The sequence below is a fragment of the Nostoc sp. C117 genome (assembly GCF_043099735.1).
Classification (GTDB): Bacteria; Cyanobacteriota; Cyanobacteriia; order Cyanobacteriales; family Nostocaceae; genus Nostoc.
On sequence record NZ_CP170991.1, the window covers coordinates 3790169 to 3802551 of the forward strand.

Consider the following 12383-nt stretch of genomic DNA (forward strand, 5'->3'; position numbering starts at 1 on the left):
TTAATTTTTTGTTTTTGCCTTCAATTATCCGTGGGAATTTTAATTAAAAACTCTGTTCCTTCTCCTGGTTTGGACAAACATTTAATTTCACCATGATGTTTTTCAACCACAATTTGATAGCTAATAGACAATCCTAAGCCTGTACCTTTACCTGGTGCTTTGGTGGTGAAGAAGGGGTCAAAAATGTGCGATCGCACTTCCTCTGGAATACCCAGAGCATTATCAGCTATTCTAATGACAACTTGATTATTAACAATTTGTGTACTAATCCAAATATTCAAGGGAATCCTTGGGCATTTTTGTGCTGATTCCACATACTTTTTTCGTATAATTTTAAACTTTTCTTCTAATGCATCAACGCTGTTACTCAGGAGATTCATAAACACCTGATTTAGTTGTGCAGGATAGCATTCAAGCAAGGGTAGGGTGCTATATTCTTTAATTATCTCAATAGCTGGGCGATCGCTATTATTTTTGAGCCGATGTCCTAAAATCAGCAAAGTACCATTTAATCCTTCATGAACGTCTACTGCTCTCAATTCAGCCTCATCTGTACGAGAGAAGTTTCGTAGTGAGAGGACAATCTCATTAATGCGCTCTGCTCCTACTTTCATCGACTCAATGGTTTTGGGTAAATCTTCTATAAGAAAGTCTAAATCAGTTTGGTCAATTTTCTTTTGAATATCTGGCAATAGAGAGGAGTTTTGACGGTACAGTTTCACTACCTTTAGCAGTTCTTGAGTATATTCATTTAAATGAATGAGATTACCAAAAATAAAACTGACAGGATTGTTAATTTCATGAGCAACTCCTGCAAGTAGTTGTCCTAATCCTGCCATTTTTTCACCCTGAATTAATCGGCTTTGAGTTTGTTTTAATTCTTGTAGGGCTTGAGTCAGTTCTGAGGTTTGACGTTTAGTTTGTTCGAGTAATTCGGCTTGCTGAATCGCAATTCCTAATTGCACTCCTACTTGAGCTAGTAAATTGATTTCTTCCTCTTTCCAATAACGCGGTTGTGAATTTTGATAAGCAACTAATAACCCCCATAATTTTTCACCTTCTCGAATCGGAACAAACGTTTCATTACGCGGAAGTTCGTTATCATCGTCTGTATCCTCAAAAGTTTCTATAATTATTGGTTGGGTTTGGACGACAGGTTTCCAACCATCTTTGAAAGAATCTGCTACAAATTTACCACTCCAGTCAGAGTTGAAACGGTAGATTGCAACTCGCTCCACTTCGAGCAACTCTCGTACAGCTTGAGTAGTGGTTTTAAAAATAGTTTTAATATCGAGTGATTGACGGATTTTATCAATAGTTGCAGCTAGCAAATCTTGCCGTTCCATTGCCTTTTCGCGTTCAGTGGCTTCTGCTAACTGGACAATCTGCATTTGAACTTGCTTTAAATAAGAATCCTGTTCTAATGCAACTCCCAATTGCTCGGCTATTTGGCTGGTAAATTCAATTTCTGAGGGTTGCCAGTAGCGAGGAGCCGTACATTGGTGAATACATAACAATCCCCAAAGTTCACCTTTTTTTAATAAAGGTGCAACCATGTTTGCACGTACTTGAAATTTGGCCAGGATTTGGACGTAGCAACTTTGAAAGTTTCCTTGATAAATGTCAGCGATCGCATTTACTCGACCTTGTGCGTAAAGGGCTGCAAAGTTTTCACCGAAGCAATAATCATAAACGTTTTCTGCCATTACCGAGTTACATTCAGGTACAAAATCCTCAGAAATAAATTCTCCTTCCCAATCTTTTTGAGGGTCAAAACGAAAGACTGCTACTCGGTCTGCTTGCAGCATTTGCCGTGCCTCGGTAACAGTAGTCTGGAAGATTGTATCTAAATCTAGAGACTCTCGAATTCGAGTAATCACGCTAGTTAATGTCTTTTGTTGCTCTGCTTGGTACTGAGCATATGCCAGCAATTTATAGTGTCGCAAGGCCACACCAATTTGTGTACCGATTTTCATCAGTGATTCAACTTCATAAGATTGCCACTGTCTGGGTGAGGCATTTTGGTAAGCAGCGATGATTCCCCAGAGTTGATCTCCTTGGAGAATGGGGGCTGTTGCAAAGGATTTTGCCTGGAATTCTTCCAACAGGGTTACATGACAATCTGTTAAGCCAGCTTGATAAATGTCATTGACTATCAATGTCTGGTTGTTAATATAACGTCCGCCTTGGGTTTGTTGTAAATAAGTATCAAAAATGGTCGGCTGAACGCCAACTAAAGGAGTCCACTCTTGAGCAAATGATTCTGCAACAAAGTTACCACTCCAATCTGGATTGAAGCTAAAGATAGCAACTCGATCGGCTTGTAGTAGTTTCCGTATTTCTTCAGTTGTGGTTTTAAAGATAGTTTCAATATCAACGGGTGAGCGAATTTCATCAACAATCTGAGCTATTACTTGGTCGCGTTGAACTGCTTGAGCTAATTTTGTGGCTTGCAACTGGACTTCATGGAGATGCTTTGCTTGTTGAATCGCCACAACTAAATGGTCAGCAATTTGACGAATAAACTCAATTTCCGATTCTTTCCACTCACGAGTCTGACTACACTGATGAATGCAAAGTAATCCCCACAGTTCTTTCTCCCGCGATAGAGGAACAACGAGGTTAGCCTGCACCTGAAATTTACTCAAAATTGCCGCATGACAATCACTCAGTCCCGCTTGGTAAATATCTGCTACTGCTTGGACTCGACCTTGTTGATAACTGGAAGCAAATTGTTCTCCAAAGCAGTGGTCGTAAACTTTTACTCCCATTGCTGAGTTCCAGCCAACTGCAACATCCTCAGAAACGAATTCTCCTTCCCAATCTTTTTCCAGGTCAAACTGGAATACTGCTACACGGTCAGCATTTAGCAACTGACGCACTTGTGTAACGGTAGTTTGAAAAATTGTTTCTAAGTCAAGAGACTCCCGAATTCTCACAATCACACTTGCTAAAGCCTTTTGTTTGTCTAATTCCTCTTGAAGTTGAGCGCTTGACAATAGAAGTTGATTTTCCGTGAAAGTTGAATTGAGTTCCATTGCTATTGATTTTAGAGATTTTTCTACAAAGATTTGTCATCCTAAACTTCATCGGGTTAAACAGTCTCAAATTTGTGAGTCTGGGAAACTTATTTTTGAAGTATCGAATTCTTTCAAAGAAGATGGTTATTTTTATAGTTCCCGTTTCTTGACCTATCTTCACAACTGTTTAACAATGATTAATTAAAGTCCTAGACAATCTACAAGGTGCAGTTATCAACTACTAGTTATGTTGATTGTTCGCTGACTTAACTAGCTCGTTTGACCTATGGTTTAAATCTTAACTCAAACCCCTAGCTCGGACTTCGATCGTTGTTCGCTGATTGAGTTGAATGTCTAAGTATAAGGAAGTCGGCGCAATTAAAACTAACTAGTTAGGAGTGTAATTTTTACTTTGTCATTATTTATTGATAAGGATTTTAAGTGATTTACGTTTCGTAACATAATTGAGTTTATTTCTGCCGACTCATTTACAATTATCTCAAAATATAGTGTTTTTAAACGCATATAAAAATGTTTAGACATGCAGTACCTCCTACCTGTCTGGTGAAAATTGTTGTAATTTTAGGCGATCGCCTTCTCAAAGCTTTCTAGTGTATCTGGTACGAAAAAAGGCGATCGCACTGCACTAATTACCATTACACTAATGACCCATACATTGAGAAATTTGACATTTTGACTTTGATCCCAAACCTAAAATAAAAAGGTTTCAGAGCCATCGGGGTCTAAAATCACTAGAGGACAAGCGTAGAGACGCTATTTGTCCTCCAATCCACACCGTTACACCTTATATACCCTTTCTTTTTTGACTAACTTATCAAAAATTTGCCTGACAAAGCCTAAAATCTAAGTTAAATGTTTTCAGATATGCACTCTGCAAGAGTTGTCGGGTATTATTCGTGACACAACAAAACCAAAAACCCTCTCGTTCTTTCGCTGGAATTGCTGGCATTGTTGCCATTGCTACATTAATTAGTAAAGTATTTGGTTTAGTTCGGCAACAAGCGATCGCTGCTGCTTTTGGCGTCGGTGCGGCTGCCACTGCCTATAGCTATGCTTATATTATCCCCGGCTTTCTACTAATTTTACTAGGTGGTGTCAATGGACCATTACACAGTGCAGTTGTCAGCGTTTTAGCTAAGCGGAAGCAACAAGAAGCGGCTCCCCTGGTGGAAACAGTAACAACGCTAGTGGGTGGATTGCTGTTGCTGGTGACAGTTGCTCAGATTTTCTTAGCAGATGAGATTGTCGATCTAGTCGGTCATGGTTTGGATGGAACAACCAGAGCGATCGCCATTCAACAACTCCAGATTATGGCGCCGATGGCTTTATTTTCCGGATTAATTGGCATTGGTTTTGGCACTCTCAACACAGCCAATCAATATTGGTTACTCTCCATTAGTCCCTTATTATCAAGCATTACTGTTGTTGTTGGTCTTGGTGTCTTGGCTATGCAACTTGGCAAAGACATTATTAAACCGGAATACGCTTTAATTGGGGGAATGGTGTTAGCTTGGGGAACCTTGGCAGGAGCAATTCTTCAGTGGTTAGTGCAGCTAATTGTCCAGTGGCGGTTAGGATTGGGTACGTTACGACTCAGGTTTGATTTTAAATCTCCTGGTGTGCAAGAAGTAATTAAAATCATGACTCCGGCGACAATTTCTTCCGGAATGATGCCAATTAACGTTGCTACTGACCTTTATTTTGCCAGTCCAATCCCTGGTGCTGCCGCAGGATTTAACTATGCCAATCTATTAGTACAAACTCCTTTAGGGATTATTTCTAATATCATTTTACTGCCACTGTTACCTATATTTGCGAAACTGGCTGACCCCGAAAATTGGCAGGAGCTAAAATTACGCATTCGCCAGGGACTCCTGCTAACTGCCTTCACCATGCTACCGTTAGGGGCGCTAATGGTAGCGCTATCTGTACCCATTGTGCAGGTGATATATGAGCGCGGTGCCTTTAAACCGGAAGCTACAAAGTTAGTATCATCCTTACTAGTTGCCTATGGTATTGGGATGTTTGCTTATTTGGGGCGTGATGTTTTGGTGCGGGTGTTTTATGCTTTGGGTGATGGACAGACACCATTCCGCATCAGTATTTTTAATATCTCGCTCAATGCTTTACTAGATTGGTTTTTCGTCGAACCTTTTGGCGCTCCCGGTTTAGTCTTAGCAACGGTGGGAGTAAATTGTAGTTCCTTGTTAATGCTATTGTGGTTACTCGATCGCAAACTCAATGGTTTACCTTGGCGTGAGTGGAGTTTGCCAATTCTTGGTTTGGCTGCGGGTAGTATTGTCGCTGGTGTAGCTAGCTATGGGACATTGGTTGGTTGTCAACAGGTGTTAGGTAAAACAGGTTTACTGATTCTGGTGTTAGAGTTATGTGTATCTGGCTTTGTGGGGATTGCAGTGTTTGCTGCGATCGCTTCATCACTGAAAATACCAGAGGTAAATCTTTTTATATCTCGTCTGCGTCAGCGCTTTTTGAAAAAATAACTATCTGGAAAACTAAACTGGGCGAATTATAATTCACCCAGTTTAGTCTAAATGTATGTAAAAAAATATACAATCGCTAATTGCTACTGCCGGAATGTTATTGTCAGCTGATGCGCGTCTAAAGTATATAAAGACTCTTGATGGTCGTTAACAGTCAACCGTCATCAGTCATCAGTCATCAGTCATCAGGTAAATGTACAAATTAAATGCGTAACAGCTTGTTCATCTGTTTCCAGCTGGTTCCTACATGAGCGACAAATAAATAAAGCCATCGCCTTTTTTCACACAGCGATCAAAAACTGCTTGCTCTGGGGATTGCAGATTCATTTGGGACTAGATTTAGCTGATATGGTAAGTTGAGAAACTTGGTGTTCACAAGTTCTTTGTAAGCCTCCATATCTCTCGCCCAGTTGCTAATTATTTGTGATAGACCAGCTAGAAGCTGACTTTCTTCTTCTTGAACAATTGCGTGATTAAAAGTGGCGGTGAACAGGACGATGGGTTGCACTGCTCGATCTGGCATTTGTACCCCTCCTTCATTGATATCTAAGCTCATCTGTGCCCCTTCGAGAATGTAATTAAATCGTAGTGCAGCTTGCACAGGGGCTTTGCCAAACTCATGCCAAGGACCAGGATTCAGCAGTGTGCCAAGGATATAGTTGCGTGCTGTATTGTTTTGCTCATTGAAAAAGACATATCCTCGAAAGTTAATAGAAACTCCCTGATATTCTACTTGCGGTAATGTCTCTAGATATTTACGAGCTAGAACCGGAATTTCCACCTCTGTAGATTCTTTGTTGGCAATCAGCTCAGTGAAAATAATCCGATTGACTTGTGCAGTTATACTGATGTTGTTTTGAAAGACTACTTGAGCAGCATATTCTGTAATAATTGGTGGTTTAGCCAGTTCCCAGCCACTAGGAACAATGCCACTATATTTCAGAAAATCTGGAGTTAAGATTGTGGGATTATGCTGCTTAGCTGCGATCGCAATGGCAATTTCCTGAATATTTAGAGTTTGATTCATTTGCTTTTTCTCTATACAAATTTAGTTTTCAATTAAATTTTAAATCTGCGAGTTATCAAAACCTGCTTTGCGGATTAATCCGACTATCCCATGCCTAAATCCTACCCAGAGTAGCCGACAGCAGAGGATATGCGGAATTAGCTAAATTCATACGCCGCCGAAACGATAGCCTTTGCCGTAAACTGTGTGAATTAGCGTACTTTCTTTACCCACCTCAATCTTACGGCGTAGCAAGCGAATTAATGCCGCTATCACATTACTGCTGGGTTGTTCTTCCTCTTGCCACAAATTTTGCATAATCTGAGCATGAGTTAGTAGTTGTCCAGTATTTTCCATAAAAAATTGCAATAACTGACTTTCTTTTTGGGAAAGTTCAATTATCCTACCTTGGCGATAGGCTACTTGATTTTCACAATCGAGTTCTAAATCAGCAACGTTCAGGCGTCCAGTGCTGGTTTCATAAACTTGGGAACCGGAACGACGCAACAAAGCACGGACTCTCGCCAGTAACTCTCGCAGTTCAAAAGGTTTCACCAAATAGTCGTCTGCACCAGCATCTAAACCTTCTACTCGGTCATCAAGAGTATCTTTCGCTGTGAGAAACAAAACAGGAGTAGTTTTGCCTTGGCGTCGCAATTCCTGACAAATCTCTAACCCTGTTTTTCCCGGCAGCATCCAATCTAAAATTAGTAGGTCGTAACTACCTGCTTGTGCATGTTCGCTGCCAGATGTCCCATCGTAAGCGGCATCTACACTATAACCCTCACGAGTTAATAAGCGACTCAAGGGTTGAGTTAGTTCAACTTCATCATCAACTAATAAAATTCTCATGCTGCTTGTGGTAAGCATATAGAGATATTCTCAATATTATTGAACTGCTAAGAAAAAGAATGCTGACTGTTGCATTGCCAAAAGGGGAACTTCTTAAAAATAGCATCCGCTTGCTACAAGCTGTCGGATTAGATTTTAGTGCTTTTTTAGATTCAGGAACTCGCCAACTTCAAATTCCTGATGCTAAGGGACTGGCGAAAGGTTTACTGGTACGGGCGCAAGATGTACCTGTTTATGTAGAATACGGTCAGGCACAACTGGGTATTGTTGGTTACGATGTGCTGCGAGAGAAACAGCCGCAAGTTGCCCATTTAGTGGATTTGCAGTTTGGGCATTGTCGCATGTCGGTGGCGGTAAAAGCATCTAGTTCTTACCGATCGCCTTTAGATTTGCCAGCTCATGGTAGAGTTGCTTCAAAATATGTCAATTGCGCTCGTGAATATTTCCACAGTCTCGATTTACCTGTGGAAATAGTGCCGCTATATGGTTCAGTAGAACTAGGGCCAATTACTGGCATGTCAGAAGCGATCGTGGATTTAGTTTCCACCGGGCGGACTTTACGCGAAAATGGTTTGATTGAAATTGCGACTCTCTATGAAAGCACAGGGCGATTAATTGCCCATCCCCTGAGTTACCGTTTGAATACTGGCAATTTGAGTGATGTGATTAGTAAGGTACGGGAGACTGTTTTGTTAGGGGTTTAATAATCATTAGTCATTGGTCATTAGTAAAGAACAAATGATCGATGACAAAATTCAATATTTGTGGTGCGTTAGGACTAACGTCCATAACGCACCCTACTAGCGTGTCAAGGCTAAAAGTGTACATTAGCAAATGGGCTTTAAACTTTTAAATTCGGTCTTTTTAGCACCAATCTATCGCACCATTTTAGTCTTGACGCGCTACTACTTAACATTTACTTTATAAATAAACTCTAAGTCCCTCAACAAATCTATTGCCATCAAAATTTGATAAATACAAACGCACAAGCCGAAAGAGATGAAATCAGGAAACCCCAAGCAAGTCCTGAGTAACGGCGAATAGCATTAGCTTTAAACAAAGTAATCGCCGCAGTTACACAAGCACCCAAAAAGCAAATCAAATAAGTTTTAGACCATACGATAATTGCCATTACCTGAATCTGAGCGAGTACGGTAGGAACGACAATTGGGGTAGGTCCGGGTTTATTGTTTAACAGATCCAAAAAGGTTAAAAATAGAAGGATCGCTGGTATGAAAAGCGAGCCGATAATTGCAATATTTCGGTATCCTCGTACAGTACGACAACGAGTGAATGAAATTACAACCGAACATAAACCTACAAAATTTACGATTGCCCAAACGCTCAAGATAATCAAAAAGATCATTCCCATAAATAATACAAGTAGATAAAGGTACACCTGTTAGTCATCAGATTTCAAGATTATTTGCCAAATATCAGTACGTCAATGCTTGTATTGTTTTTGACTTTTATTTATTGAGTATGATAAGTGTTTATCTCATCCGCAAAATGGGATACCGAAAAACTAAAGACTTCATGCGACAGGATCGCACTGGCTCGACTTTCCGTGACTTGTGCGTAAGTCCTGTTTAAGTGAAAATTAATATAGTTTGCAACAAGTGAATCTTTTTATGCATATAAATGTGTATTTGTAAATAATATCAGCCCAAACTTTGTTTACACTGGGATTATGGCGATCGTTAAAGTTGGCGGCGTAAACAGGATACTTGACCAGAACTAGGGTGTGGCGCAACGGCTGAGTGGGTGTAGGGAAGAGAAAAGGATCGTGTTTTTTAGTACGCTCTACCCCGAAACTAATAGGGGTACAAGCCCCCACCAAAATCTACGATTTGGTGGTCTTAAAAGTTAATCTATTTTTGAGGTAGTCAGACTGCTGACTCGATATCATAAATTGACATTTTTTAAGACAAGTTAATGAAAACTGGAGACAATCTTACAGAACAGGCGAGATTAGAAGCCCTACGCCAGTACCAAATTCTTGACACTAAACCGGAAGAAGCCTACGACAATCTTGCTCAGTTAGCGGCATTCATTTGTGGGACCCCTATATCCTTGGTAAATTTTATTGATGAAAATCGTCAATGGTTTAAGGCAAAAGTAGGTTTAGATGTCTCAGAAATGCCCCGGAGTATTGGGTTATCTTACCTTTGCCAAGAGCAACGTCAGGTTGTGGTAGTTCCAGATACATTAGCCGATGAAAAATTAGCAAATAATGCAGTAGTAACTGGCTATCCCTATGCACGGTTTTATGCAGGTGTACCCCTAATCACTGCCAAAGGATATATGCTGGGAACTCTGTGCGTAATTGACCAAGTTCCTAAAGAATTGAGCCAAAAACAAATCGAAGCGCTGGTAGCTCTAAGTCGTCTAGTAATTGATCAACTAGAACTGAGGCTTAGTGTAACTCAAGTATCTCAAATTACTTACCAGCTAATGGCGCAGGAACAGGCAGCACGCGCCCAATCTGAAGCCGCGAGAACCCGCATCACCAATCTTCTCGAAAGTATCACTGATGCGTTTTTTGCTTTGGATAAAAAATGGCAATTTACCTATGTCAATGGTCAAGCAGAACGGCTGTTGCAAAAAAACCAGAATCAGCTTTTAGGTAAAAACATCTGGGAAGTTTTTCCAGAAATTATTGGCACAGCATTTGAGCGCCAGTATCACACGGCAATCTTACAACACATAAGTGTCAAATTTGAAGAATTTTATCCGCCGCAAAATTGCTGGTTTCAAGTCCACGCTTATCCAGGAAGAGACGGCTTATCCGTTTATTTTCAAGATATTACTGAACGACGGCAAATAGCAGAAGCACTTCAAAAAAGTGAAGAACGTTGGCAATTAGCATTACACGGTAATAATGATGGTATTTGGGACTGGAATCTCAAGACTAATAAAGTGTTCTTCTCAACTCAGTGGAAGGAAATGCTGGGGTATAAAGACCACGAAGTTTCCGGTTGTTGGGATGAATGGACAAAACTAATCCATCCCGATGAGCGAGATTTTGTACTTCAAGCCTTTGAGGATCACTTTGCCAAGAAAACACCGTTTTACGTTTGTGAGTATCGAGTCCAATGCCAAGACGGCAGCTATAAATGGATTCTGGATCGAGGACAGGCACTTTGGGACGCATTAGGTGATGTAGTGCGAATGGTCGGTTCTTATACAGATATCACAGATCGCAAATTAACAGAAGAAGAATTAAAGCGACAGAATTTGCGATCGCAATTATTTGCCGAAATCACGCTGAAAATTCGAGAATCTTTACAAATAGATGAAATTCTCCAAACTACCGTTACTGAAGTACAAAAACTACTACAAGCTGACCGAGTTTTAATCTTTCAAATCTTACCTGACGGTTCGGGAACAGTAGTACAAGAAGCGGTGTTACCCGGTTGGCCAGTAATTCTGGGAAAAAATCTCCTCGATACCTGCTTTAAAGTAGAATACTTAGAAAGATATCGTCAAGGGAGAGTCAGTGCCATTGAAGACATTGAAACTGCTCCTATTCAACCTTGCCATCGAGACTTTTTGAGGGAGTTTGCTGTCAAAGCTAACCTAGTAGTGCCAATTATTGTCAGAGAGGGTATTTGGGGCTTATTGCTAGCTCATCAGTGTGCTGCACCTCGAAAGTGGAATAACTTTGAGACGCAGTTATTACAGCAGCTAGCTAACCAAATTGGCATCGCTTTATCTCAAGCGCAATTGTTAGAACAACAAACCCGCCAAAGTCAAGAACTTGCCCGTTCCAATGCCGAATTAGAACAGTTTGCCTATGTAGCTTCCCATGACTTACAAGAACCTTTGCGGATGGTAACCAGTTATTTACAGCTTCTTGAGCGCAGATACAAACATCAATTAGATAGTAATGCCGATCAATTTATCAACTACGCTATAGATGGAGCGCGACGGATGCAAACCTTAATCAACGATTTGTTGAATTACTCCCGCGTTAGCACCCGTGGACAGCCTTTTGTCAAAGTTGATTGTAATGCAGTTTTAAAACAGGCGATCGCAAATTTGCAACTGGCGATCGCAGATAGTAGAGCAATCGTCACCTATGATAATAATTTACCTGAAGTGATGGCTGATGCTACCCAACTAATACAAGTGTTTCAAAACCTCATCGGTAACGCCATCAAATTTTGCCAAAATCAGCAGCCACGAATTCATATTGGAGTGGAGAATGGAGAGCGGGGAGTAGGGGGAGATGAGGGAGTGGGGGGAGATGAGGAAAAAAATACTTCTTCATCCCCCCCACTCCCCACTCCCAACGAATATTTATTCTCGGTACGTGATAATGGCATTGGATTAGAATCTCAGTATGCTAAACGTATTTTTATAATTTTTCAGCGCTTGCACGGTAGAGATAAGTATCCAGGTACTGGTATTGGTCTGGCAATTTGTAAAAAAATTATAGAACGCCACGATGGCCGGATCTGGGTTGACTCAAAACTGGGTCAAGGCTCGACTTTCTACTTCACAATTCCAAATAGAAGCTTTTAAGCGATCGTGATTAACATAACAGCGATTATGCCTATTGAGGTTTTGTTGGTAGAGGACAATCCTGGTGATGCTCAACTTACACGCATCGCCCTGGAAGATAGCAAAATCTCCATTCACCTGAATGTGGTAGAAGATGGCGTCGAGGCAATGGCATTCTTGCGGAAACAGGAAAAATATGCTAATGTGGCACATCCAGATATTGTCCTGCTCGATTTAAACCTCCCCAGAAAAGATGGGCGGGAGGTATTGGCAGAAATCAAAGCAGATGAACACCTGAAACGAATTCCAGTAGTTGTCTTAACGACTTCCCAAGCCGAAGAAGACATTATCAAAGCCTATAATTTATCTGCAAACTGTTACATCACTAAGCCAGTAGACTTCGATCAATTCGTTAAAATTGTAAAATCAATCGAAAATTTTTGGTTTGCGATCGTAAAACTGCCACCGGAGTAATTG

At 40.7% G+C, this 12383-nt stretch carries 8 protein-coding genes; 4 read left to right on the forward strand and 4 right to left on the reverse strand.

What is annotated here, in order from left to right:
- Positions 1-20: 20 nt before the first annotated feature.
- The gene (locus ACFG4S_RS16315; RefSeq protein ID WP_392535781.1) at positions 21-3038 is read right to left on the reverse strand and encodes a GAF domain-containing protein; all 3018 of its coding nucleotides are present in this window, start codon (positions 3036-3038) and stop codon (positions 21-23) included.
- An 899-nt stretch (positions 3039-3937) separates the two neighbouring features.
- Here ACFG4S_RS16315 and murJ point away from each other — a divergent pair.
- A complete protein-coding gene (murJ, locus tag ACFG4S_RS16320) occupies positions 3938-5542 on the forward strand; it encodes a murein biosynthesis integral membrane protein MurJ (protein WP_392535782.1) in 1605 nt (534 codons plus the stop codon).
- Between the two features lie 292 nt (positions 5543-5834).
- Here the strand turns inward: murJ and ACFG4S_RS16325 are convergent, their stop codons facing one another.
- Together ACFG4S_RS16325 and rppA are read right to left on the reverse strand one after the other, a co-directional pair.
- Complete coding sequence (locus ACFG4S_RS16325; RefSeq protein ID WP_392535783.1) at positions 5835-6569, reverse strand: hypothetical protein; 735 nt, start codon at positions 6567-6569, stop codon at positions 5835-5837.
- A gap of 147 nt (positions 6570-6716) precedes the next feature.
- The gene (rppA, locus tag ACFG4S_RS16330) at positions 6717-7400 is read right to left on the reverse strand and encodes a two-component system response regulator RppA (RefSeq protein WP_392535994.1); all 684 of its coding nucleotides are present in this window, start codon (positions 7398-7400) and stop codon (positions 6717-6719) included.
- A gap of 59 nt (positions 7401-7459) precedes the next feature.
- Between rppA and hisG the strand changes: the two genes are divergently transcribed.
- On the forward strand, positions 7460-8104 hold the full coding sequence (hisG, locus tag ACFG4S_RS16335; RefSeq protein WP_392535784.1) for an ATP phosphoribosyltransferase: 645 nt from the start codon (positions 7460-7462) through the stop codon (positions 8102-8104).
- 257 nt (positions 8105-8361) lie between these two features.
- On the opposite strand, the gene ACFG4S_RS16340 is transcribed toward hisG, so the two are convergent.
- The gene (locus ACFG4S_RS16340; protein WP_392535785.1) at positions 8362-8757 is read right to left on the reverse strand and encodes a hypothetical protein; all 396 of its coding nucleotides are present in this window, start codon (positions 8755-8757) and stop codon (positions 8362-8364) included.
- Between the two features lie 578 nt (positions 8758-9335).
- On the opposite strand from ACFG4S_RS16340, the gene ACFG4S_RS16345 reads away from it, so the two are divergent.
- Complete coding sequence (locus ACFG4S_RS16345) at positions 9336-11927, forward strand: GAF domain-containing protein (protein ID WP_392535786.1); 2592 nt, start codon at positions 9336-9338, stop codon at positions 11925-11927.
- A 27-nt stretch (positions 11928-11954) separates the two neighbouring features.
- The gene (locus ACFG4S_RS16350; RefSeq protein ID WP_392535995.1) at positions 11955-12380 is read left to right on the forward strand and encodes a response regulator; all 426 of its coding nucleotides are present in this window, start codon (positions 11955-11957) and stop codon (positions 12378-12380) included.
- The last annotated feature ends 3 nt before the right edge of the window (positions 12381-12383 follow it).

Bases quoted from the DNA above. Each gene is read 5' to 3' on its own strand.
- ACFG4S_RS16315 (WP_392535781.1), bottom strand. From the start codon at position 3,038: ATGGAACTCAATTCAACTTTCACGGAAAATCAACTTCTATTGTCAAGC.
- ACFG4S_RS16325 (WP_392535783.1), bottom strand. From the start codon at position 6,569: ATGAATCAAACTCTAAATATTCAGGAAATTGCCATTGCGATCGCAGCT.
- rppA (WP_392535994.1), bottom strand. From the start codon at position 7,400: ATGAGAATTTTATTAGTTGATGATGAAGTTGAACTAACTCAACCCTTG.
- hisG (WP_392535784.1), top strand. From the start codon at position 7,460: ATGCTGACTGTTGCATTGCCAAAAGGGGAACTTCTTAAAAATAGCATC.
- ACFG4S_RS16345 (WP_392535786.1), top strand. From the start codon at position 9,336: ATGAAAACTGGAGACAATCTTACAGAACAGGCGAGATTAGAAGCCCTA.
- ACFG4S_RS16350 (WP_392535995.1), top strand. From the start codon at position 11,955: ATGCCTATTGAGGTTTTGTTGGTAGAGGACAATCCTGGTGATGCTCAA.